This is a genomic window from Enterobacter dykesii (assembly GCF_008364625.2).
GTDB classification, from domain to species: domain Bacteria; phylum Pseudomonadota; class Gammaproteobacteria; order Enterobacterales; family Enterobacteriaceae; genus Enterobacter; species Enterobacter dykesii.
Map to the genome: position 1 here is coordinate 1,874,336 of NZ_CP126604.1, position 23,456 is coordinate 1,897,791.

Sequence of the window (23,456 nt, forward strand, 5' to 3'; positions counted from 1 at the left end):
AGATAAAAGAGACATTGCTATGCAACATATCATTGAAGGTTTTCTCAGCTTTCAAAAAGAGATTTTCCCGCAACGTAAAGAACTCTTCCGCAGTTTAGCGTCCAGCCAGAATCCCAAAGCGCTGTTCATCTCATGCTCCGACAGCCGTCTGGTCCCGGAACTGGTCACCCAGCAAGAGCCAGGACAACTCTTTGTCATTCGTAATGCTGGCAACATCGTGCCGCCGTTCGGGCCGGAGCCTGGCGGTGTGTCTGCAACCATCGAATACGCCGTGGTGGCGCTGGGCGTCACGGATATCGTGATTTGCGGTCACTCCAACTGTGGCGCGATGAAGGCGATTGCCGATAACGCGAACCTGGAGCCGATGCCTGCTGTGTCACACTGGCTGCGCTATTCCGACGCGGCGAAAGCGGTGGTTGAGAAGAAAACCTGGGATAAGCCGATCGATAAAGTCAATGCGATGGTGCAGGAGAACGTGTTTGCGCAGCTGAGCAACATTAAGACCCACCCGTCCGTGGCGGTGGGCCTGCGTAATAACTCCATCCGACTGCACGGCTGGGTGTACGACATTGAAAGCGGCAAAATCCTTGCGCTGGATAAAGCAACGAAAACCTTCGTTTCGCTGTCTGAAAACCCGGAAGTCTTCTTCGAGTAATCCGCGACAGCAGGGCACGGATGCCCTGTCAGTTTTCAATATACGGTAGTCTGCGCCGCGATCGCGACGCGGTTTTTTCCGCCCCCTTCGCCATTGCTTCCGCAATCTCTGCACACTCTGCCAGCCCCTGAACGAAGGGACGATCGTGCATTAGCCACGGTATCGCACCGAAGGCGATGCGTCCGCGAGCGGCGTCAGGCGCTTTTAAGGTGTAATCCTCACCGAGGTCAGGTATCTCTTCACCCGTGGCTTCCAGCTGTTTGCGCAGCGTCGGGAAGGGTAGATCTTTCGTTTTGAGCGGCTTTTGTCCGCGGGCGTCAATAAACACGTCGAAACGGTAAACGGTCTCTTTTGTGGTGATCACCGTTCGATCGCTGCCAACGTCCAGCGCGTAATCGTCACCGAGCGTCGCCACGCTGATGATGCCGGCTTCGCGAAGCGCGAGCAGCCTGCGGATAGACTGCGGAGGGATGGCCGCATAGTTGTCGATGAATACGCGGGCGAGGCCTTGCTTAAAGCGCTCTCTGTCCCGTTCGTTGAGGTGGGGCACTATCTCCTGAACCACCTCATGCAGCCGAAGCACGGTATAGCGCCAGGCTACGGTGCGCCGCTCGCGTTTGTTCCGCTCAACCTCGATGAGATTCTCTTCCGCCCAGGTAAAGGGGCCGTGCCGTTTACGATCCTCAAACCAGGCCTCACGTATGCTGTCCGCATTCTGCTTATGCAGGGATATTTTCTCACACCACGCCGGGTCAGCGAGCTGAAGCTCTTTCACCATCAGGGTAAAGATGCGATCCAGCATGCCATCCGATCCTTTGGCAATCTCGGTTTCAACCACGAATTCGGTTAGGACCGACAGCGGTTCATAAGGAATAGGGCAGTAAAAATCGGCTTCCGGCAGAATGCCCGTCCTGGACATCAGCGTAATGTTTAACCCTTCACTGCCGCTGTCGAGGATGAATTTACCGTCACGAAACTCGCCGTGCTGCATCACCACCGCCATGGCCGCGTCGAGACCGCTTAACGATGTCCCCATAATACCGACGCGGCAGGGAGGAATACTGGCGTCCATCAGACCGGACCACGGGCTTGGGAAGAACGTTCTCGTAGCTTCATCCTCTTCTGGCCAGACGTGACCGGTGGCGATAACCGCAAGGTCGAATTGATCGGGCAAGACGCTGCCGTTGACGGAAAGCGTAACGCCGGTTGTTGCGGGAATGATGTCTGTGACCTTCGCAGATTCATGGACATCAACGCTGAATCCTAGCCTTTTTGCCTCTTTTACGATGGAAAGAAAGCTGTCGCGGAAATACTCACCCAGCAGAAGCCGGGGCAGAAACTGCCGGTCATGTAAACGGGTTTTATCGACCTTAAAGCGCGCCAGATGGGCGTCACTCTGTTCCTTGAGCCAGTCGAGGTAGGTCATAAAAATGGGCGGGATTTCAATGCTCGCAATGTTCGCCAGCATCAGCCGGGAATTATCGTCGTCGTTATAGGGCATACCCACGCCAGCTTCATCGGCCTGTTCGAAAACGGAAACGGAGAGCGGCGTGCTGTTCTTAAGCAGGTGATAAAAGGTGTAAATCCCTGTGGGGCCGGAGCCGATAATCGCGATTTTCTTCATCGACGGTCTTCCTGTTTTTTTTCCATAAGAAAAGCGTAGCAGGAGAATAATGATGAAAATAAGGGATTAAGAAAATTCAGGATATCAGAAGAGGATTTGCACCATTTCAGGACTGAAATGGTGCGTCCGAGTGGACTCGAACCACCGACCCCCACCATGTCAAGGTGGTGCTCTAACCAACTGAGCTACGGACGCAGAATGGTGCGTTCAATTGGACTCGAACCAACGACCCCCACCATGTCAAGGTGGTGCTCTAACCAACTGAGCTATGAACGCAACGTGTTGTCGGTGACAACGGGGACGAATATTAGCGGCACAGCATCGAGGTGGCAAGAGGGAAAATGCAATTTTCTCTCTGATTTCACGCGATTGCTGTATTACCGCGCAAAGTGAAGAGAAAGTAGCCGCCGGGCGGCGGCTACCGCGTCGTTAACGTGCAGCGCGCTGCAAAATGACCGTTGATGGCTGGCGCTGCAGGAAGCGCATGCGCATCATCATCATAATCGCCGCCGAGGTCAGGCCGATAATAAAGCCCATCCAGAACCCCGCCGGTCCCATGCGGTCCACCACCAGATCGGTAAGTGCCAGGATGTAGCCAGTCGGCAGTCCCAGCACCCAGTAGGCGATGAAGGTGATAAAGAAGATTGAGCGCGTGTCTTTATATCCGCGCAGCACGCCGCTGCCAATCACCTGGATGGAGTCAGAGATCTGGTAAATCGCGGCCAGCAGCATAAGGTGCGATGCCAGCGTGACCACTTCCGGATTGTCGTTATAGAGCAGGGCAATCTGCTCGCGTAATGCAACGGTAAAGAGCGCCGTACATACCGCCATGCAGACACCGACGCCCAGCCCGGTTCGGGCGGCCGTTTGCGCATCGAGCGTTGAGCCCTGGCCCAGGCGGAAGCCCACGCGAATCGTCACCGCCGCCGCCAGCGACATCGGCAGGACGAACATCAGGGAGCTGAAGTTCAGCGCAATCTGGTGCCCGGCCACGTTCACAATGCCCAGAGGGGAGACCAGCAGGGCGACCACGGCAAACAGGGTCACCTCAAAGAACAGCGCGAGGGCGATCGGCAACCCTAGCTGCACCAGACGCGTCATGATGTTCCAGTCCGGCGTGCTAAATCTTTTCTCGTTGCGAATATCGCGCATGGAACGGGCGCGTTTTACAAAGACGATCATCGAGAAGAACATCACCCAGTAAACGGCTGCCGTCGCCACGCCGCAGCCGACGCCGCCGAGCTCCGGCATCCCGAAATGACCGTAAATAAAGATATAGTTCACCGGAATATTGACCAGTAAACCGATAAAGCCCATCACCATCCCGGGCTTGGTTTTCGCCAGGCCTTCACACTGGTTACGCGCCACCTGGAAAAAGAGGTAGCCTGGCGCACCCCAGAGCAGGGCGCGCAGATAGCCCACGGCTTTATCAGCCAGTGCCGGGTCAATGTTATGCATAGCGCGAATGATGTGGCCCGCGTTCCAGAGCACGACCATGATCAGCACGGAGACAAACCCTGCCAGCCAGAAACCCTGACGGACCTGATGGGCAATGCGCTCGCGACGACCCGAGCCATTGAGCTGAGCGATAACCGGCGTGAGCGCGAGCAGCAGACCGTGGCCGAACAGGATGGCCGGAAGCCAGATTGACGTGCCGATAGCCACGGCCGCCATATCGGTGGCGCTGTAGCCACCTGCCATTACCGTATCCACAAATCCCATTGCGGTCTGGGCCACTTGCGCGACGATCACTGGTATAGCCAGTGCCAATAGCTGGCGCGCTTCATTCATGTACTTCTGCACGTGAACACCTTTATTTTGTTGTTATTTGAGAGACTAAAAAAGCCGCCGAAACGGGCAGCAAGAAGAAAATGCAGGGGGGTGCCAGCTATTGTAGCGGGCTTTAGCTATTTATCTAGTGAAAAAATCGCCAGAAAATGCGCCCCGCTGGCAACCTGTTTTTCCAACTGTTATTGTGGTGAGATTAAACGGTGTCACCACCGTCTGGAAAAAACAGGAGTTGTAAGCATGTTTACTGGTATTGTGCAGGGCACCGCCAAAGTGGTGTCCATTGATGAAAAACCTAATTTCCGTACTCATGTTGTTGAGCTTCCGGAATATATGCTTGAGGGCATTGAAACAGGCGCGTCGATTGCTCATAACGGCTGCTGCCTGACCGTTACCGAAATTAACGGCAACCAGATTAGCTTTGATTTAATGAAAGAGACGCTGCGCATCACCAACCTTGGCGAGCTGGCGGTGGGAGATACCGTCAACGTTGAGCGGGCGGCGAAGTTCAGCGATGAGATTGGCGGCCACCTGATGTCCGGGCACATCATGACCACCGCTGAAGTGGCAAAAATCGTGACCTCGGAAAATAACCGTCAGATCTGGTTTAAAATGCAGGATCCTTCATTAATGAAATACATCCTCTATAAAGGATTTATTGGCATTGACGGGATTAGCCTGACGGTGGGTGAAGTAACGCCAACGCGTTTTTGCGTGCATTTAATTCCTGAAACGCTGCAGCGCACCACGCTGGGCGCCAAAAAACTGGGGCATCGCGTGAATATCGAAATCGATCCGCAAACCCAGGCGGTAGTGGATACGGTTGAGCGCGTGCTGGCAGCAAAAGAAGCGGCAATAATAAAGACCGCCGCAGAAGAAGAATAAAAAATAACCCCGGACATCCGGGGTTATTTTTTTAGCGTGCGACACGTAGACCGTGTTCAATCCCGCGGCTGAATACCACCTGCCAGAGCTGAATATCCCGTGCGCGAAACGCCCCCGCGCAGGCATTCAGATAATAGCTAAACATCCGCCTGAATCGTTCAGAATAGTTGTCCGCAATTTCTGGCCAGGTCTCCTGAAAACGCGCATGCCAGGCCATCAACGTGGTGTCGTAATCCGCGCCAAAGTTATGCCAGTCTTCCATCACGAAATGGGGTTCACTGGCGTTGGCAATCTGGCGAACGGACGGTAAACAGCCATTCGGAAAGATGTATTTGTTGATCCACGGGTCGACGTTATTGTCGGTCCGCTTAGAGCCGATGGTGTGCAGCAGGAAGATGCCGTCCGGCTTCAGATTACGATCCACCACCTCAAAATAGGTAGCGTAGTTTTTCGGCCCGACGTGCTCGAACATGCCGACGGAAACGATCCGGTCAAACTGCTCGTTCAGGTCACGGTAGTCCTGCAGCCGGATATCCACATCGAGATCCTGGCAGCGCTCTCGCGCCATTTTTTGCTGTTCCGCTGAGATCGTGACGCCGACGACGCTGACGCCATAGTGTTTCGCCATAAAATACGCCAGCCCGCCCCAGCCGCAGCCGATATCCAGCACGCGCATACCGGGCTGGAGCTGCAGCTTCTCGCTAATCAGACGCAGCTTGGCCTGCTGGGCCTCTTCAAGGGTCGACGCGTCTTTCCAGTAGGCGCAGGAGTATTGCATGAAAGGGTCCAGCATACGGCTGAACAGGTCGTTGCCAAGATCGTAGTGTTCTTTGCCAACGATCCACGCGCGCTTTTTACTTTGCAGATTGAACAGTCGGGCAGAGGCGACGCGCAGGGTGTCTTTCAGATTGCGAGGGAGTTGATTTTCAAGACCGGCACGCAGCACGCTGGCGAAAAAGGTATCCAGACGCTCGCACTCCCACCAGCCGTCCATATAGCTTTCACCCAGGCCTAACGACCCTTCCCGCAACACGCGTTTAAAAAAGTCGGGATGTTTAACCTGAGGATCGGATGGCGATGATCCATTGATAGTGATGCCTGCTCGACCTAACAGTTCACTGACGATCCGGGACCAGTTGTCATCCGGAACGCTGACTTCTTCTATACACGATGAACTCATAGCTTCTCCATCACCCTACTGTGATCAGAACCTTAAAACAGCGTAGACGCTTTTTTTGGTTTGTGAGAAATCTCACGGTAAATACCGCGAGGCTAATATCCGACGTAGAACAGAGGAAGGGAGATAACCCTTGCCGAAATGCCTTCCATGGTAAAACGGGAGCACTCCGGCTCCCGTTAACGCTTAATATTTATCGTATTTAATCGAACCAAATTTAGTATAGGCCTCAAAATTTGGTGATTCAATAGAAAATTGTTAGCAACCTAATCACTGAAAATTAACATGATTTCTGACGCAATCAGGCATGTGACGTTTCAACCTGAGCACTCTTTTCCTGCTCACGCTGCGCGGAGGCCTGCATGCGATAGCCCAATACCGCCAGCGCTACGGTGAACAGCATTACGCTGGTGGTGGTTAACAGCGGCGTCGCAATCAGCGCCGAGACCACCAGGCTTGCCAGGAAGCACAGCCCCAGCTGCAGGGTGTTCTGCAGCGCGGCGGCGCGGCCAGTTGCCTGCGGGAAAGGACGCAGCGCCTGCGCCACAACGATCGGATAAATCGCCCCGTTCGCAATGGCCATCACGCAGAATGGGATCAAAATTTCTGCCAGACCGGCACCCGGAATAAAGCCAACGGCCCAGGTCCCGATAACGCTCAGCGCATACAGCACCAGCAGCCATGGCAGCATCTGCTGACCTTCCCACTTTTGCAGCGCCGCGCGGCAGCCGTAACCGCCTACCAGGAACGCGATGGTCTGCGGAACATAGCTCAGGCCGATGGCTGCCGGGCTGTAGCCCATATCGTGCAGAATGAACGGCGAGCCGGTGAGCCACGCGAAGAAGCTTGCCGAGCAGGCGGCATAGATCAGGACATTCCCGCGATACGCTTTGGTGCTGAGCAGAGACGTGAAGGTAATCGGCTTCGCGTCTGCATGCGCTTCTTTTTTATGCGCGGGCTTGAGGGCGAACGCCGGCAGCATCAGTACCAGGGTAATGGCAAACAGCGTGGCGAAAATGGCCTGCCAGTCGAAATGCGCGAGGATCCAGCTGCCCAGCAGGGGAGCGAGGGCAGGTGAGAGACCCACCAGCGGCATAATGGTAGCGAAAATACGGTTTGTGCGGTTAGCCGGATAGTAGTCGGTGACCAGCGCCTGCCAGGTCACGGCCGCGGCACAGACGCCCACGGCCTGAACAAACCGCAGCACCAGCAGCCAGGCGGCATCGCGTACCCATAGCATCCCCAGGCAGCCCACGGCAAAAATGGCCAGGCCCAGCAACAGTACCGGTTTACGACCAAAGCGATCCGAGAGCGGTCCCCAGAGCAGCTGCGCGAAGGCAAAACCGGCGAGGAACAAACTCAGGCTGGCGCTGATGGCGGCAGCAGGGGTTTGCAAATCTTCCTGCATGGCGGCAAACGCCGGCAGGTACATGTCGGTGGCCAAAAAGCCCAGCACGCTTAAGCCGCCGAGCCAGACTAAAAAACCGTTCCTGGGTTGCATTATTTTATTCTCCTGAGGAGGCAGGTATACATTGGCGCTGAGTGTAGGGAGTGCAAAGCCGCTTGTGAAACGCTAATATTTGGCGGGTGCATTCAAAAATTTTGCAGGCAGAAAATGTGGTCAGATTATTCTCTTGAAGTGGTCGATGCTGTTGCGCGTAACGGCAGCTTTAGCGGTGCGGCGCAGGAGCTGCACCGCGTCCCTTCGGCAATCAGCTACACGGTGCGTCAGCTTGAGGAGTGGCTGGCGGTTCCGCTGTTTGAACGGCGGCATCGTGATGTGGAATTAACGCCCGCAGGCGCGTGGTTTTTGAAGGAAGGGCGTTCTGTTATCAAAAAAATGCAGATCACCCGCGAACAGTGTCAGCAGATCGCTAACGGCTGGCGGGGACATCTTTCCATCGCGGTGGATAACATCGTTAAGCCGGAGCGCACCCGGCAGATGATCGTCGATTTCTATCGTCATTTTTCTGACGTCGAGCTGCGGGTCTCGCAGGAGGTGTTTAACGGCGTCTGGGATGCGCTGGCGGACGGCAGGGCAGAGATGGCGATTGGGGCCACGCAGGCGATCCCGGTCGGGGGACGTTACGCCTTTCGCGATATGGGGATGCTGAGCTGGAAATGCGTGGTGGCAAGCGATCATCCGCTGGCGGCGATGGACGGGCCGCTGAGCGATGACACGCTGCGCAACTGGCCGTCGCTGGTGCTGGAGGATACGTCCCGTTCATTGCCCAAGCGTATCACCTGGCTTCTGGACAACCAGCGGCGGGTGGTGGCTCCGGACTGGGAATCATCGGCGACGTGCCTCAGCGCCGGGCTGTGCGTCGCGATGGTGCCCGTTCATTTTGCGCGTCCGCGCATCGATACCGGAGAGTGGGTTGAGCTGACGCTGGAGAATCCGTTCCCGGATGCGGCCTGCTGCCTCACCTGGCAGCAAAATGATGTCTCGCCTGCGATGGCGTGGCTGCTGGACTATCTGGGAGACAGCGAAACGCTAAACCGGGAATGGTTACGGGAGCCAGCATAGCTGGCCCCGTAAAGCGATTAACGACGGTAGTCGCGGAACGGACCGTCCGCAACGGAACGGCGTTCGATAAGACGCGGGTGAACTTCAATGGACTGCGACTCTTCACGCTTGTTGACGATCCTGTCCATCAGCATGTTGAAAGCCGTTTCGCCCAGCGAGTCTTTTGGCTGGTGAATGGTAGTCAACGCCGGGGTGAAGAAGCGCGCGTTACGCACGTTGTCATAGCCGATCACGGAAATATCCTGCGGTACGCGCAGGCCCAACTCGTCGGCAGCGCAGAGCGCGCCCATGGCCATGATGTCGCCCCCGCAGAACACGGCGGTCGGACGGTGCGGCTGGGAGACGATCTGCTGCATCGCACGGTAGCCCGACTCCGGCTCAAAGTCGCCCTGCACGATCCAGTTTTCCGGCACGTTGATCAGCGCTTCTTCCATCGCTTTCATAAAACCGGCCAGACGGCCCGCGCCGGTGTTGCGCTCCAGCGGACCGGGGATCACGCCAATCTCGCGGTGACCGCGTTCAATCAGATAACGACCGGCCATATAGCCGCCTTCAAAGGCGTTATCGATAACGGAATCGGTGAAGTCCGCGCGCGCTTCGCCCCAGTCCATCACCACCATCGGAATATGGCGATACTCTTCCAGCATCGACAGCACGGATTCCGGATACTCGGAACACATCACCAGCAGGCCATCAACGCGCTTTTGCGCCATCATCGACAGGTAGGCACGCTGTTTTTCAATGCTGTTCCACGCGTTGCCCAGAATCAGGGTATAGCCTTTCTGGAAGCAGTTCTTTTCGACCGCTTCAATGATCTCGGCAAAATAGGCCGCTTCACTGCTGGTCGCCAGCAATCCAATGGACTTGGTGTGATTAACCTTGAGGCTACGCGCAACCGCACTTGGCGAATAGTGCAGCTCTTTGATCGCTGCCCAGACGGCGTTGCGCGTCTCTTCCGCCACAAAGCGGGTTTTGTTAATTACATGTGATACGGTTGTAGTGGAAACGTTTGCGCGTTTTGCTACGTCTTTAATTGTTGCCATTAAATGTCACTCCAGACCATATCCTAAGCTCCTGAAAAACTTGAAGGTAAACGTTTGCCTTCTCTCACCCTTATCACGCAATCTTGAATTGCGGCACGCCGGGAAAACGACACGGGACGTCAGGAGGGGGTCAATGGCCGGTACGCTAATAAATTTAGCGTGGAATTTTGTCCTATCTTGATGAAAAGGGGAAGAGGTAAAGTGGTTATCAGTATAAATCTAGGAAGATTTTTGACGTAATCTGTGCAAAAATGAGCAAGCTCACTTTTCGTGTGGGGATTAAAAGGAGAAAAATTGATGAGTTCCGATCTTAAGTTTTCGCTGTTCACCACCGTTGTTGTGCTGGCTCTGATTGTTGCGGCCGGTCTGACGGCTGCGCTGCACTGATTTACGCGGAGGGAGAGCCTTCTCCCTCCCGACACCCCGGATTGTTACTTCTCTGGCAAAAATCTTTTGCCATTTTGTTAACTTCTCATTTTTTGTGATTGATGTCATGCTTTCCGCTTCTTTGTTCTGTGTCACCACATGACACGGCATCCGGAGTTGACGCATGAAAATCAATTTTCCCCTGCTGGCCCTGGCGATTGGCGCTTTTGGGATTGGCACCACAGAATTCTCCCCGATGGGGTTACTGCCTGTTATTGCCCGGGGCGTAGATGTCTCGATCCCTGCGGCAGGGATGTTAATTAGCGCCTACGCTATCGGCGTGATGGTCGGGGCGCCGCTGATGACGCTTCTTCTTTCGCACCGCGCGCGCCGCAATGCGCTGATTTTCCTGATGGCGATTTTCACCCTCGGCAACGTGCTTTCGGCCATTTCGCCGGACTACACCACATTGATGCTGTCGCGTATTCTGACCAGCCTTAACCACGGCGCGTTCTTTGGGCTGGGGTCGGTCGTGGCTGCCAGCGTGGTGCCTAAACACAAGCAGGCGAGCGCCGTGGCAACCATGTTTATGGGGCTGACGATTGCCAACATCGGCGGGGTGCCTGCGGCAACCTGGCTGGGAGAAGCGATCGGCTGGCGTATGTCCTTCCTGGCGACGGCCGGGCTGGGCGTGGTCGCGATGGTGGCATTGTTCTTCTCCCTGCCGAAAGGCAGCGCCGGTGAACGTCCGGAAGTGCGTAAAGAGCTGTCGGTGCTGATGCGTCCGCAGGTGCTCTCCGCGCTGCTCACCACCGTGCTGGGGGCAGGGGCGATGTTTACCCTCTACACCTATATTTCACCGGTGCTGCACGATATCACCCACGCAACGCCTCTCTTTGTGACCGCGATGCTGGTGCTGATTGGCGTGGGCTTCTCGATCGGCAACTATCTCGGCGGGAAATTTGCCGACCGTTCCGTGAGCGGGACGCTTAAGGGCTTCTTAACCCTGCTGATTGTCATCATGGTTGCCATTCCGTGGCTGGCGCGTAATGAGTTCGGGGCCGCGATCGCGATGGTCGTCTGGGGAGCCGCCACTTTCGCCGTGGTGCCGCCGCTGCAGATGCGCGTGATGCGTGTCGCGCACGAGGCGCCGGGACTTTCATCATCCGTGAATATCGGTGCGTTTAACCTGGGTAATGCCCTGGGCGCCGCGGCCGGTGGGGCCGTGATTTCAGGTGGTCTGGGATACAACTTTGTGCCGGTGATGGGGGCGATTATTGCCGCGCTCGGCCTGCTGCTGGTGATGATGTCGGGACGTAAACAGCCTGAAGCAGCCTGCGCTGCGGAATAAACCAAAAACGCAGAAGGGCGAACCCTTCTGCGTGTCTCTTACGCGGCGAAGTTCTTCGCGACAAAGTCCCAGTTAACCAGTGCCCAGAAGTGCTCCAGGTAGTTCGGACGCGCGTTGCGGTAATCAATGTAGTAAGCGTGTTCCCACACGTCCACGGTCATCAGCGGCTTCGCGCTGGTGGTCAGCGGGGTACCCGCGTTAGAGGTGGACACGATAGCCAGTTTGCCATCCGCCTCTTTAACCAGCCACGTCCAGCCAGAACCGAAGTTCTTGATGGCTGCATCGGTAAACTTCGCTTTGAAATCCGCGAAGCTGCCAAATGCGGCGTTGATAGCGGTAGCCAGTTCACCGACAGGTTCACCGCCGGCATTCGGCGCCAGGCAGTGCCAGTAGAAGGTATGGTTCCACACCTGAGCCGCGTTGTTAAATACGCCACCCTCTGAGCTGCGGACGATCTCTTCCAGCGTTTTGCCTTCAAAATCGGTGCCCTTGATCAGATTGTTCAGGTTGGTGACGTACGTCTGGTGATGCTTGCCGTAATGATATTCCAGGGTTTCCGCAGAAATGTGCGGTGCCAGGGCGTCTTTTGCATACGGTAGTGCAGGTAATTCGAACGACATTGCTTCTCTCCTTATTGTATTTTGCGTTGCCAATAACCACACAGACAACAGGGACAGGATAGCAAATTGAAAGGGTATGCAAAAGAGGAACTTACCCTGCCACGGATGCGGCAGGGCAGGGGTTAGCGGATGGTTTTCGGCGTCATCACGCGACGCGCGCCGACGTAGTGGCGTACCCAGTAGTCTTCACTGAGAGAGGTAATCTGAATATCCTGGCCGCTACGTGGAGACTGGATGAATTTCCCGTTGCCGACATACACGCCGACGTGGTCAGCCGTGCCGCGACCCTGAGTGCGGAAGAACACCAGATCGCCGTTTTCCAGCTCACCGCGGTCAACCGGTGAGGCATCGCGCAGGTGGTACATCTCATTGGCGGTGCGAGGAATGCGGAATTTGACCAGATCTTTATAGGCGTAATAGACGAGGCCGCTGCAGTCAAACCCGGTACGCGGCGAACTGCCACCCCAGTGATAAGGTTTGCCAATCTGCCCCATCAGTTTGTTCATCGCGGTCTTTTGCGCTTTCTGTACACGCACTTTATGCACTTCCGCTATTTTCGTGACCTTCGTGCATTTCGCCTTGTGGCCTTTACGCGTGATGCATTTTTCAGTAACGAGGTTAGCGGCGGTTTGCGAAGCTTTACTTTTAGCGGAGTGGGCAGTGCGGGAAGGTTTTGTTTTCGTTTTGCTGGAAGCGGTCTGTTTCGTCTGAGCCGGTGTTTTTTTCTTGTCGTTCTTAGCGGTGGTTTTTTTCTTACGGTCTGTGGCTTTCACCAGATGGTTTTTTTGTACAGCAGAATGCCGCGCCTGCTGAGAGGCGTTTGCCACTGGCGTGAAAGTGAGTGAAGTAAACAGTAAAGCACAGAGCGTGATCGAGATTTTATTTATCCGCGCCACTGGGCAGTCCCCTGATAAATGCAGGTCATCAATAATACCCGCGTGTGATTTACAAAGCCCGTCGATTCTAATCTATAAAAACCCAGAAAGTTAATAGCATTTTTCAATCTACGATCCTGTTTCGTTAGCAAGTGCAAAAAAATTCATCGTTCTGTCGCACATTTGCCCACTCCCTAAGCAAAACCCTGACTGCCGCAGGGGTAAACACCATTTGCAATGCAACTTTTCGTGACTCGGGGTAGAATGTATAAACGTGACAAAAATGTTATTTTCCGATGCCAGTCTGAACCGCTACAATGTCAGACGAATGCCGTAACAGAAGTTAAAGGAAGCAAGACATGAGCACCACTATTGAAAAAATCCAGCGCCAGATCGCTGAAAACCCGATTCTGCTGTATATGAAAGGTTCTCCGAAGCTGCCAAGCTGCGGCTTCTCCGCGCAAGCGGTTCAGGCGCTGTCAGCCTGTGGTGAGCGTTTTGCTTACGTCGATATCCTGCAGAACCCGGACATCCGCGCTGAGCTACCTAAGTATGCTAACTGGCCGACTTTCCCACAGCTGTGGGTTGACGGTGAACTGGTTGGCGGCTGCGATATCCTGATTGAAATGTATCAGCGCGGCGAACTGCAGCAACTGATCAAAGAGACGGCGGCGAAGTACAAAACCGAAGAGCCGGACGCAGAGTAATTTTCTGCGCAAATAAAAAAGCGACCTGATAAGGTCGCTTTTTTTTATTCTTCGCTGTCGCCCATCGGCAGCGGCCAGCCGCCCAGACGCTTCCAGCGGTTGACGATCTCACAGAACAGCTCTGCGGTGCGCTCCGTGTCATACAGCGCGGAGTGCGCCTGCGTGCCGTCGAACGGAATGCCAGCCGTAATACAGGCTTTTGATAACACCGTTTGTCCCAGAGCCAGGCCGCTCAGCGCGGCGGTGTCGAAGGTCACAAAAGGATGGAAGGGGTTGCGTTTGAGCGCGGCGCGCTCGGCTGCGGCCATGGTAAAGCTGTGATCGAAGGTGGCGTTATGGGCCACCATGATGGCGCGGCTGCAGTTGCTCTCTTTCATGCCTTTACGCACCATTTTAAAAATGGCGTGCAGCGCATCGTATTCACTGACTGCACCACGCAGCGGGTTATGCGGGTCGATACCGTTAAACGCCAGCGCTTCCGGCTGTAAGTTTGCGCCTTCGAAAGGTTCAACGTGGAAATGCAGCGTGGTGTCCGGTGTAAGCCAGCCCTGTTCATCCATCTTCAGCGTGATGGCGGCAATTTCGAGCAGCGCATCGGTTTTAGCGTTAAATCCGGCTGTTTCTACATCAATGACAACGGGATAAAAACCACGAAAACGGTCGCACAGACCGCTAAATTGAGCGTTATCGGACATCAGGGTCTCTTACAAGGGGAAAAAGCAGAGCGCATTATGGCAAATTTTGCGGGGTGATGCAGTAAAACAACGGGCGCATGTTGCGCCCTGAGGGATCAGTTGCCCAGACCGCGACCCGCGTCTTTGGCTTCAATCAGCTCGATTTTGTAACCGTCCGGATCTTCCACGAACGCAATCACGGTGGTGCCGCCTTTTACCGGGCCAGCTTCGCGCGTAACGTTACCGCCGTTGCTGCGAATGCGCTCGCACGCTTCGGCCGCGTTGTCCACTTCCAGCGCGATATGGCCGTAGGCGGTGCCCAGCTCATAGCTGTCTACGCCCCAGTTGTAGGTCAGCTCGATCACCGCTTCATCCGTTTCCGGGCCGTAACCCACAAACGCCAGCGAGTATTTGTATTCCGGATTTTCGCTGGTGCGCAGCAGCTTCATGCCCAGGACGTTAGTGTAGAAATCAATGGAACGTTGCAGGTCGCCAACGCGCAGCATGGTGTGAAGTAGGCGCATAATTTCCTCATTAACCAATGGAATAGACTGTCTTTTTGAACAGAAACGATGTTTTAGTATAGCGGCGAAGTATCGCCGCTATCAATGAACAATGGCGAGATTACAGAGAAGGGTAGTCGGTGTAGCCTTCCGCGCCGCCGCCGTAGAAGCTTTCCGGGCGCTGCGGATTCAGGGCCGCTTTTTTCTGCAGACGGGCAACCAGATCCGGGTTGGCGATGTAGTCGCGGCCAAACGCGACGGCATCGATCAGCCCTTTGCCGATCAGATCTTCTGCTTTCTCCGGGGTATAAGCCCCCGCACCGATGATCACCCCGTGGAAACGCTCGCGCACTTTCTGACGGAAAGCGTCCGTGTAAGGCTTACCGCCTGCCCAGTCCGGCTCGGACATGTGCAGATAGGCGATGCCACGCTTAGCAAGTTCTTCGATCAGGTACAGGGCATCGGCTTCTTCGTTCGGACCGTTGTCGACGTTCTGGAAAGAACCGATTGGGGAGACGCGGATCCCGATACGATCCGGGCTCCACTCCTGGCATACGGCGTCAACCACTTCCAGCACCAGGCGAGCGCGGTTTTCGACGCTGCCGCCGTACTGGTCGGTGCGATGGTTGGACGACGGTGACAGGAACTGGTGCAGCAGGTAGCCATGCGCGGAGTGCAGCTCAATCAGGTCAAAACCGGCTTCGCGGGCGTTGGCCACGGCCTGGCGGAAGTCGTTCACGATACCCGGAATTTCTTCCAGCTCAAGCGCGCGCGGCATAGAGGTATCCACGCGGATCGCATTGCCGTTTTCATCGCGCAGGGACGTACGGGTATTTGCGCTCAGGGCCGAAGCGGAGACCGGTGCCTGGCCGCCAGGCTGAATGCTGCTGTGAGAGATACGACCGGTGTGCCACAGCTGGACCGCAATACGACCCTCTTCAGCGTGAACGCCCGCGGTGATTTTCTGCCATGCGGCGATCTGCTCCGGGCTGTGAAGGCCCGGTGCACCGGCATAACCTTTAGCCTGAGCTGAAATCTGCGTGGCTTCCGTGATGATCAGGCCAGAGCTTGCGCGCTGACGATAGTATTCACCCATCAGTGGGGTTGGGATGTCGCCCGGCTCAATGCTGCGCAGACGGGTAAGCGGAGCCATAAACACGCGGTTTGGCGCCGTGACGGCGCCCACTTTCAATGGGGTAAACAGTTTTTCAGCTGACATAAAGACTCCTGAGTAGACCAGTCGACTAGTAATAGGGTAAATAAAAAAGCGCCCGTTATACGCCTGGCGCAGTAATACTGTTTTTCACATGTGCCAGCGCGCTTTCCAGCGGCAGGGCACTGCGCGAAATTTTTGCCTGCAGGTTGGCTCCTAACCAGAGGGAGTAGAGCACCTGAGACTGCATTAAGGGGTCGCCGGAAAAGGCCAGCGTTTTTTCTTCGCGGCCTTTTTCCAGCGCCTGCGCCAGCAGGGCGATTACGCCGCGGGCACCCTTATCCATCGCCGAGCGCATGTCTTCGGAAAGATCGCACACTTCGGCAGACAGTTTGACCGTCAGGCATCCGCTGATAATGCCCTGCTGACAGAACTGGTTCAGCGTTTCCTGATAGTAGTTCAGAACACGATCCCGGTAGTTACCTTCACCCGAAGCAAAGTGGGTCGCCAGACGCTGGTGGTAGCCAGCATAATGACGCTCCAGCATCGCTACGCCAAAAGCCTCTTTGGACCGGAAGTAGTGATAAAACGACCCCTTCGGTACCTCAGCGGTTTTTAAAAGCTCGCTCAACCCCATACCGGTAAACCCGCGATGCATGCAAAGTCGCTCGCCGGTTGCCAGTAAATGTTCGCGGGTATCGTGTTCAGTATTTCTGCTCATGGCCGCACTCTAATAGACCGTTCGGTCTAATGCAAGCGAGTTTACGGACGACATGCGCTCAGTATATCCAGCTGCGGTTGATAAACCGTTGATTTCACGTCCATCATACCCAATACGGTTGAGAATAAATTGTCCTGGGAAACCGCATTTTTTGCTGCATGGTCACGCAAACACCGTTCGTTGATGCCAAAGTTTTTCGCGTAATCCGGTGACAGCCAGAACATAAACGGAATATGCGTTTGCTGCTCCGGCGCCAGCATGTACGGCGTACCGTGCAGATAAATACCGCTTTCACCTAAGGATTCACCGTGATCTGAGAGATAGATCAGCGCGGTGTTCATGCTCGACTGGCGCGCTTTCAGCACATCAATGGTTTTGCTGACCATGCTGTCGGTATAGAGGACAGTGTTGTCATAGGTATTGATCAGCGCCTGATGGTCGCAATCCTGAATTTCATTGGTGTCGCAGGTGGGGGTGAATTTACGGAAATTGTCCGGGTAACGATGATAGTACGCAGGTCCATGACTCCCCATCAGGTGGATAACCAGCACCGTGTCCTGCTTCACGCCGTCCAGAACGTTGTCCAGGCGGTAGAAGTTCACATCATCAATACAGGATTTGTCTTTGCAGAACTGATCCAGATTCCACTGCGTCATGTCGGTATGGGGCACGCGATCGCAGGCGCCTTTACAGCCGCCGTCGTTGTCGCGCCACAGCAGGTTGATACCCGCATGCTTCAGCACATCGAGCAGACCTTCCTGATGGTGAGCCAGGTCGGCATCGTACTTGCTGCGCGTCATGCCGGAGAACATGCAGGGAACGGAAACGGCGGTTTCGGTGCCACACGAGGAGGCCTGCGGGAAGTTAATCACGTCGTGCTTTTTCAGCTCCGGGTTGGTTTCGCGTTCGTAACCGTTCAGGGAGTAGTTTGCCGCGCGAGAGGCTTCGCCAACGACAAGCACCAGAACGGTTTTCTTTTGTTGACCGGTAATCAGTGACCCTTTATGGGCATCTTCACCGATGCGCACCAGCGTTTGATCGCCGGCAAACCAGCGCATTTTGCTGTACTTCACCACGGCGCTGACATAGTTCGCCGGGGTGACCATTTTGACGATGCTTTTGTTATTGCGGAACAGCGACGCGTAATCTTTATAAAACAGCGCGGCAATCAGGATAATCACCAGCAGGGCGCCGAGCATCGCGGCAACGCGCGTCAGCAGCGCGTACCACCATTTTCCGGTACGAATGCGGGTCAACGCCAGCGCCACGGAGGGAACGAGGCCGGCTATGACAATCCACAGGATCATCTGCGGGGTCACCAGGGCGGTTGCTTCCTGAGAGTTGGTTTCGAACACGTTCACAATCATGTTCTGATCGATCACCGCGCCGTAGGTATACATGAAATAGGTCGCCGCGGCGCATCCGATCGTCAATACAATCAGCAGAGGCTTGCGGAGATACGGGATATTAAGCAGGCTAAAAACAATCACCCAGCCGCAAAACAGCACCAGCGGGACGGAGGCGGCAAAGAGGAAGTCGTGCAGATGGACTGGGCCGATAATGGCCCAGCTGCGCTGGATAAACAGCCCGTTCAGCAGAGTAAAAAAGAGTGCACAGCCCAGAGTAAATTTAATGTCGTTACATTGTAACTTTCTGTTTAACCACATCGATCGGTAGACCCGTTATTGTCATGATGGGCCGAGTATAGAGAGGGAAGATTAGTGAAACCTTAATGCCACAAATCTGTGATACAGGCCTTGCACGCGGCGCGATTAACGTCTTCACTGTAGGTGAGAGGAGCTATCGGGAGGTGAGTGTGGCAGAGCAGCTGGAGTTTTTCCCCATCCAGAGCCCGTGCCGGGGTATTTGTCAGGTCGATGAACGCGGATATTGCCGCGGGTGCATGCGTACCCGCGATGAGCGTTTTAACTGGCAAAACTTTAGCGACACGCAAAAGCAGGACGTGTTACGCCTCTGCCGACAGCGTCTTCTGCGCAAAATACGCGCGAATAAAGCCGGTGAGACCGAAGAACCCCAGCAACCCTCACTTTTTTAACACGGTAATTGCGTATACTCATGACATTACATCCTTGAGGAAAATGTTATGGTTCAGCGAATTACCCTTGCCCCCCAGGGGCCAGAATTCTCCCGTTTTGTCATGGGCTACTGGCGCCTGATGGACTGGAATATGTCCCCCCTCCAGCTGGCGAGCTTTATTGAAGAGCACCTCGATTTAGGCATCACCACGGTCGATCATGCGGATATTTACGGTGACTACCAGTGCGAGGCCGCGTTCGGCGAGGCGCTCAAGCTGGTTCCGGCACTCCGCGATCGCATGGAGATCGTCACGAAGTGCGGGATTGCCACCACGGCAAAACCTGAACATGCCCTAGGTCATTACATCACCGACAGCGCGCATATCATCAAGAGCGCCGAGCAGTCGCTGGTCAATCTGGCGACCGATCGTATCGACCTGCTGTTAATCCACCGCCCAGACCCGCTGATGGATGCCGATGAGGTGGCGGAAGCCTTCCTGAACCTGCACCAGAGTGGGAAAGTGCGTCACTTCGGCGTGTCAAACTTTACCCCGGCACAGTTTGCGCTGCTTCAGTCTCGTCTGCCGTTTACCCTGGCCACCAACCAGGTTGAGATTTCCCCGGTACACCAGCCGCTGCTGCTGGATGGTACGCTCGATCAGCTGCAGCAGCTGCGCATTCGCCCGATGGCGTGGTCATGCCTGGGAGGCGGACGCCTGTTTAATGATGAGGAATTCCAGCCGCTGCGCAATGAGCTTGAAACCATCGCCCGCGAACTGAACGCGGAAAGCATCGAACAGGTGGTTTACGCGTGGATCCTGCGCCTGCCGTCAAAACCGCTGCCCATTATCGGTTCCGGTAAAATTGAACGCGTGCGTTCCGCGTTGGCCGCTGAGGAGCTACAGATGACCCGTCAGCAGTGGTTCCGCATCCGTAAGGCCGCGCTGGGTTACGACGTACCATAAACCGCCTGAAGGTGACTTTCCGGTGAAATCTTTGCCCCTGGTATACACTTAAGGGGCAAAAAATAACCCGCGGAGGCCATATGAAGCGTTTTGCTCTGGCACTGGTCACGCTGGTTGTTTGCGCAGGGGCGCAGGCAGCCAGCGACGAAGTGGAAATGAATCTCGTCACCCCACAGGGTGTGGGTCAGTCCATCGGAACGGTGAAAATCACTGAAACCGATAAAGGGCTGGAGTTTGCCCCCAACCTCAAAGCCCTCCCTCCCGGTGAACATGGTTTCCATGTTCATGCCAAAGGCAGCTGTCAGCCCGCTTTAAAAGAAGGTAAACCGTCGGCGGCGGAAGCGGCAGGAGGGCACCTCGATCCGCAGCATTCCGGCAAGCATGAAGGCCCGGAGGGAATGGGGCATTTAGGCGATCTGCCCGTGCTGGTGGTGAATAACGACGGTAAAGCCACCGATCCTGTTGTCGCGCCGCGACTGAAAAAGCTGGATGAGGTGAAAGGCAAGGCGCTGATGATCCATGTCGGCGGCGACAATATGTCCGATCGGCCTAAACCGCTCGGCGGCGGCGGGGCACGCTATGCGTGCGGCGTGATCTGATCCCCAATCGTTCCCGGCGGCGGTGCCTGTTCCAGCTGCGAGAGCGAGCAGTGCAGGCGCCAGATTATCGAGGCCAAATCTCGGGCTGCGGGCAGATGATGCTGTGCAAGCGTATCGCAGATCCGCTGCAGTTCATTCAGCGTGGCTTCCAGCGGCCGCTGCTGGACACCTCGCTCGCTCATTACGTCGCGCAGCAGGGAGATGCAAACATCACGAACCTGCGACAGCGGATCGGAACGCGTTTCCCACGCGCGAAGCTGCCAGACCACGTGCGAGCAGTTCAACAGCACCACGCCCCAGCGCAGCAGCCAGCGCCGGGACAGCGCGTCCTGGCTGTTATTCAGCTGGCTGACGTGATGATAGACCAGCGACTCATATTCGTTTTCACTCAGATGCGGTTTACGGCTGAGCTGATCGACAAACCCTCTGCGTAACTCCCGAATATGCCTGCGGCTCTTGCGTGCATCGGATCCGGGACGCAACACCGCAAAAGCCAGCCACGCCAGCCCCACGCCAAGGATCTTCGCCAGGTTATCATTGAGAAAATCGGCGTAATCATAAACCGGTGGATTCGTCACGGAGATAAACGAGCCCATAAAGACAATCAGCTGGCCCCAGAGACCCGCCAGCTTAGGCATTTGCAGCTTCAGAAGCTGCATGGTGGTCAACAGGGGAAACAGGAACAGCAGGAACTGCCACAGATCGCTTATCTGCACCATCAGGCCAAACTTCACCACGAAGCTGAACAGCGACAGCAGCACCAGCGTGCGCAGCAGCAGCGTAAGCGAGTTAAACGGCGAGGCCGCAACGGAGTAAAGCACGCAGCTGATGGCGGCAAGCGTCAGGGCCGCCGTACCGGACTCCCACTGGGTGGTAATGCTCCACGCCCCCACCAGCATCAGCGCACAGAAGGTGCGAAAACCGCTCCACAGCGCTTCCAGATAGTCGGTATGGCGCGCAAGAGCCGGGCTGCCGGGGACGTTGAACTCCGTTAATGGGGTTGCGTTTTCGACGGCCGTAATCCAGCGGCTGCTGCGCAGGTACAGGCGGCAAAAGTAGTTCAGACGCTGCCAGAAGGCGCGATGGCGGTAGTCGTACTCGTCAGCCGGCGCGAGCGGAGCGATAATCCGCGCTACGGTGTAAATGTCCGCATCCGGGCGCGCAAGGGCCGCGAGCAGCGTTTCAATCACGGCTCGGGTGTTTTCAGGCGGCGTCGGCCAGTTGAGCAGCATCCGGCGCAGGCTGGAGATGGCGCTGGTCATGCGCAGCTGCTGGTGCAGCAGATAGTTAAGCAGGGTGTTCTGGCGGCGAAAGCGGTAGTGGCTCCAGAACGCCTGAATGCGCAACAGATTCATGGTCAGGATCTGCCCGATAACCTTTTCATGCGCGAGGCGGATATCGTCGCTGGTATCCGGTTGCCACAGCAGGCTCGCGTGCTCCAGTAACCGGGTATGCATGGTTTTTAGCGCGGTGATGAGCGCGGTGCCGTCGGATGTGCTGGGGAGGATCATCATCATGAAGCCGCCGCTGAGGATCCCGACAATCACTTCACAGACGCGCGCCTGGGCAATATCCCACAGCTCGGTGGTGTCGAGCACGTTAACCACCGGAAAGGCGATAATGGCGGCGGTATAGCCCGCCAGCTGGAAAGCGTAGGCGACGTTATTGGTAAAATGGGCGCAGGCCCAGGTACAGCACCCCAGCCATGCGGCCATGCTCAGCAGGAACAGCCACGGATCGTTCAGCGTATGGCCGGCGATAATTAACGCCGCGGTGGCGCCCAGCAGGCTGCCTGCGATACGGCCAAGGCTTTTACTGATCACCCCGCCGACCGTTGGAAAACTGACCACCGCCGCAGACGTCATCGCCCAGTAGGGTTCATCCAGGTTCAGGTAATAAGCCACAGTCAGCGCAAGACACATGGCAATGCCGTTACGCAGCGCGTACCGCCACTGGGGACGCGTCGCTTTCATCCACGGCGTGTTTTGCCAGGAGAGACCCTGCAGCTTCATCACTGGTTTCCGATGGAGACAGTGCAGGTAGTGCCGGACACCAGGGTAATGTCCTGCGGTAAACGGTCAAACTCCACGCGAACCGGAACGCGCTGGGCCAGACGCACCCAGGGAACGTTCGGCTTTATGTCCGGCACCAGTCCTGAATCCGTTTCGACGCTTTGATCGTAAATGGCGCGGCCAATGCTGGATACGTGACCCTGTAACTTCTGCGAGCCGCTGTAAAGCGTAATAACTGCAGGCGATCCCTCGCGAATATGGCGAAGTTTGGTCTCTTCAAAATAGCCCACCACGTAGAAGGAGTGGCTGTCGACGAGGGCAAAAACGGGCTGTCCCGTGGTTGCATAATTCCCAACGCGAGCGGAAAGGTTGGTTACCCACCCGTCAACCGGCGCGGTAATCACCGTTTGGGTCAACTCCCACTGGGCCTGCTTCAGCGTGGCCTCGGCCACGTTGACGCTCGCCTGCATGGCCTTCACGTTGATGTTGGCGGTGTCTAAATCTTCCGCTGAGATGTAGTTTTGCGACAGGTGGCGGCGGCGGTTGGCCTCGTTGTTGGCCTTTGCCAGATCCGACTGGGCTTTAGCCAGCTGCGCCTGAGCGTTCAGGATCGCAATGTGGTACGGGGTGTCGTCGATGCGGAATAAAATGTCTCCCTTTTTGACGAACTGGTTATCCTTAACCAATAGCGTCGTAATACTTCCTGATACCTGAGGGGTAATGCTGACCTGCTCGGCGCGCACTTTGCCGTCACGCGTCCAGGGCGACTGCATATAAAAATTCCACATCCACCATCCCGCAACCAGAGCGAGGGCAAGGACAAACAGGGTGGAAAAGTACTTTAGCGTTTTCAGAGACATATTCACCACGCAGTCAAAACGGCAAGGCCCAGGCATACGGAAAGGGCAAACAGGGAAAGATCCATCAGCATGGGATGCCAGATTTCGCCGGAGTACATCCAGTCGCGAAGCAGACGATGCGCGATGAGCCAGAGGATAAAGCCCACCAGAACGGCCTTAAACAGGGGAGGAAAGTAGACTGACGCACCGAAGATCAGGTCCTGAAGGGGTAAACCCTCCGAGCGATGAAAAAACGTCACGGGCAGAAATCCTTTGCAGTGAACAGAATGCCGCGTTGGCTTGTCTTAGTATGATGAAGCATCACGATTCAGTGTA

The 23,456-nt window shown here is 55.8% G+C and carries 24 protein-coding genes and 2 tRNA genes; 9 read left to right on the plus strand and 17 right to left on the minus strand.

Going from position 1 to position 23,456, the window contains the following annotated elements; genetic code table 11:
• Nucleotides 1–19 precede the first annotated feature (19 nt).
• A complete protein-coding gene (locus F0320_RS08965) occupies nt 20–655 on the plus strand; it encodes a carbonic anhydrase (protein ID WP_023311344.1) in 636 nt (211 codons plus the stop codon).
• 28 nt (nt 656–683) lie between these two features.
• Here F0320_RS08965 and F0320_RS08970 read toward each other — a convergent pair whose 3' ends face one another.
• The 4 genes from F0320_RS08970 to mdtK all read right to left on the minus strand — a co-directional run bounded on the left by F0320_RS08970 (nt 684) and on the right by mdtK (nt 4,082).
• Nucleotides 684–2,279 carry an FAD-NAD(P)-binding protein gene (locus tag F0320_RS08970; protein WP_126328343.1) on the minus strand — a complete coding sequence of 532 codons (1,596 nt, stop codon included), beginning with the start codon at nt 2,277–2,279 and terminating at the stop codon, nt 684–686.
• Between the two features lie 118 nt (nt 2,280–2,397).
• Nucleotides 2,398–2,474 (minus strand) — tRNA-Val (locus F0320_RS08975).
• A 4-nt stretch (nt 2,475–2,478) separates the two neighbouring features.
• Nucleotides 2,479–2,555: transfer RNA gene (locus F0320_RS08980), tRNA-Val, on the minus strand.
• Nucleotides 2,556–2,708: 153 nt separating this feature from the next.
• Entirely contained in the window at nt 2,709–4,082 is a 1,374-nt protein-coding gene (mdtK, locus tag F0320_RS08985) for an MdtK family multidrug efflux MATE transporter (RefSeq protein WP_126328344.1), read from the minus strand.
• Between the two features lie 225 nt (nt 4,083–4,307).
• Between mdtK and F0320_RS08990 the strand changes: the two genes are divergently transcribed.
• Complete coding sequence (locus F0320_RS08990) at nt 4,308–4,952, plus strand: riboflavin synthase (RefSeq protein ID WP_023311347.1); 645 nt, start codon at nt 4,308–4,310, stop codon at nt 4,950–4,952.
• A 31-nt stretch (nt 4,953–4,983) separates the two neighbouring features.
• Here the strand turns inward: F0320_RS08990 and cfa are convergent, their stop codons facing one another.
• Together cfa and punC are read right to left on the minus strand one after the other, a co-directional pair.
• Nucleotides 4,984–6,132 carry a cyclopropane fatty acyl phospholipid synthase gene (cfa, locus tag F0320_RS08995; protein ID WP_047651412.1) on the minus strand — a complete coding sequence of 383 codons (1,149 nt, stop codon included), beginning with the start codon at nt 6,130–6,132 and terminating at the stop codon, nt 4,984–4,986.
• Nucleotides 6,133–6,430: 298 nt separating this feature from the next.
• Nucleotides 6,431–7,630, minus strand: a complete 1,200-nt coding sequence (gene punC / locus F0320_RS09000; protein ID WP_126328345.1) for a purine nucleoside transporter PunC — start codon at nt 7,628–7,630, stop codon at nt 6,431–6,433.
• 114 nt (nt 7,631–7,744) lie between these two features.
• Between punC and punR the strand changes: the two genes are divergently transcribed.
• Complete coding sequence (punR, locus tag F0320_RS09005; protein WP_048222755.1) at nt 7,745–8,656, plus strand: DNA-binding transcriptional activator PunR; 912 nt, start codon at nt 7,745–7,747, stop codon at nt 8,654–8,656.
• A gap of 17 nt (nt 8,657–8,673) precedes the next feature.
• On the opposite strand, the gene purR is transcribed toward punR, so the two are convergent.
• Nucleotides 8,674–9,699, minus strand: a complete 1,026-nt coding sequence (gene purR, locus F0320_RS09010; protein ID WP_023335431.1) for an HTH-type transcriptional repressor PurR — start codon at nt 9,697–9,699, stop codon at nt 8,674–8,676.
• Between the two features lie 297 nt (nt 9,700–9,996).
• Between purR and F0320_RS09015 the strand changes: the two genes are divergently transcribed.
• The gene (locus tag F0320_RS09015; protein WP_008500596.1) at nt 9,997–10,086 is read left to right on the plus strand and encodes a YnhF family membrane protein; all 90 of its coding nucleotides are present in this window, start codon (nt 9,997–9,999) and stop codon (nt 10,084–10,086) included.
• A gap of 163 nt (nt 10,087–10,249) precedes the next feature.
• Complete coding sequence (locus F0320_RS09020) at nt 10,250–11,416, plus strand: MFS transporter (RefSeq protein ID WP_126328346.1); 1,167 nt, start codon at nt 10,250–10,252, stop codon at nt 11,414–11,416.
• 38 nt (nt 11,417–11,454) lie between these two features.
• On the opposite strand, the gene sodB is transcribed toward F0320_RS09020, so the two are convergent.
• Together sodB and F0320_RS09030 are read right to left on the minus strand one after the other, a co-directional pair.
• Nucleotides 11,455–12,036, minus strand: coding sequence for a superoxide dismutase [Fe] (gene sodB, locus F0320_RS09025; RefSeq protein WP_029739795.1), 582 nt, complete (start codon nt 12,034–12,036; stop codon nt 11,455–11,457).
• A gap of 122 nt (nt 12,037–12,158) precedes the next feature.
• The gene (locus F0320_RS09030; RefSeq protein WP_126328347.1) at nt 12,159–12,932 is read right to left on the minus strand and encodes a C40 family peptidase; all 774 of its coding nucleotides are present in this window, start codon (nt 12,930–12,932) and stop codon (nt 12,159–12,161) included.
• A 338-nt stretch (nt 12,933–13,270) separates the two neighbouring features.
• Here F0320_RS09030 and grxD point away from each other — a divergent pair, with 338 nt between their 5' ends.
• Nucleotides 13,271–13,618, plus strand: a complete 348-nt coding sequence (gene grxD, locus F0320_RS09035; RefSeq protein WP_003832760.1) for a monothiol glutaredoxin 4 — start codon at nt 13,271–13,273, stop codon at nt 13,616–13,618.
• A 44-nt stretch (nt 13,619–13,662) separates the two neighbouring features.
• Here grxD and rnt read toward each other — a convergent pair whose 3' ends face one another.
• The 5 genes from rnt to eptA all read right to left on the minus strand — a co-directional run bounded on the left by rnt (nt 13,663) and on the right by eptA (nt 18,336).
• Nucleotides 13,663–14,313 carry a ribonuclease T gene (gene rnt, locus F0320_RS09040; RefSeq protein ID WP_023311355.1) on the minus strand — a complete coding sequence of 217 codons (651 nt, stop codon included), beginning with the start codon at nt 14,311–14,313 and terminating at the stop codon, nt 13,663–13,665.
• A gap of 95 nt (nt 14,314–14,408) precedes the next feature.
• Nucleotides 14,409–14,816, minus strand: coding sequence for a lactoylglutathione lyase (gloA, locus tag F0320_RS09045; RefSeq protein WP_013096923.1), 408 nt, complete (start codon nt 14,814–14,816; stop codon nt 14,409–14,411).
• Between the two features lie 100 nt (nt 14,817–14,916).
• A complete protein-coding gene (locus F0320_RS09050) occupies nt 14,917–16,014 on the minus strand; it encodes an alkene reductase (protein WP_126328348.1) in 1,098 nt (365 codons plus the stop codon).
• 55 nt (nt 16,015–16,069) lie between these two features.
• Entirely contained in the window at nt 16,070–16,669 is a 600-nt protein-coding gene (locus F0320_RS09055) for a TetR/AcrR family transcriptional regulator (RefSeq protein WP_126328349.1), read from the minus strand.
• A 41-nt stretch (nt 16,670–16,710) separates the two neighbouring features.
• A complete protein-coding gene (eptA, locus tag F0320_RS09060) occupies nt 16,711–18,336 on the minus strand; it encodes a phosphoethanolamine transferase EptA (RefSeq protein ID WP_126328350.1) in 1,626 nt (541 codons plus the stop codon).
• 149 nt (nt 18,337–18,485) lie between these two features.
• Between eptA and F0320_RS09065 the strand changes: the two genes are divergently transcribed.
• The 3 genes from F0320_RS09065 (at nt 18,486) to sodC (ending at nt 20,269) form a co-directional block, all read left to right on the plus strand.
• Nucleotides 18,486–18,725, plus strand: coding sequence for a DUF1289 domain-containing protein (locus F0320_RS09065; protein ID WP_010430327.1), 240 nt, complete (start codon nt 18,486–18,488; stop codon nt 18,723–18,725).
• 48 nt (nt 18,726–18,773) lie between these two features.
• Nucleotides 18,774–19,670, plus strand: coding sequence for an aldo/keto reductase (locus F0320_RS09070; protein WP_126328351.1), 897 nt, complete (start codon nt 18,774–18,776; stop codon nt 19,668–19,670).
• 80 nt (nt 19,671–19,750) lie between these two features.
• A complete protein-coding gene (gene sodC / locus F0320_RS09075; protein ID WP_047061660.1) occupies nt 19,751–20,269 on the plus strand; it encodes a superoxide dismutase [Cu-Zn] SodC in 519 nt (172 codons plus the stop codon).
• On the opposite strand, the gene F0320_RS09080 is transcribed toward sodC, so the two are convergent.
• Genes F0320_RS09080 through F0320_RS09090 form a run of 3 tightly spaced genes read right to left on the minus strand, consistent with a single transcriptional unit; the run spans nt 20,248 to nt 23,380 of the window.
• Entirely contained in the window at nt 20,248–22,281 is a 2,034-nt protein-coding gene (locus F0320_RS09080; RefSeq protein ID WP_126328352.1) for an FUSC family protein, read from the minus strand. The two genes, sodC and F0320_RS09080, sit on opposite strands and share 22 nt — an antisense overlap.
• A complete protein-coding gene (locus F0320_RS09085; protein WP_047651420.1) occupies nt 22,281–23,141 on the minus strand; it encodes an efflux RND transporter periplasmic adaptor subunit in 861 nt (286 codons plus the stop codon). The genes F0320_RS09080 and F0320_RS09085 overlap by 1 nt, the downstream gene beginning before the upstream one ends.
• Nucleotides 23,142–23,143: 2 nt before the next feature.
• Nucleotides 23,144–23,380 carry a DUF1656 domain-containing protein gene (locus tag F0320_RS09090; RefSeq protein WP_126328353.1) on the minus strand — a complete coding sequence of 79 codons (237 nt, stop codon included), beginning with the start codon at nt 23,378–23,380 and terminating at the stop codon, nt 23,144–23,146.
• Nucleotides 23,381–23,456 lie beyond the last annotated feature (76 nt).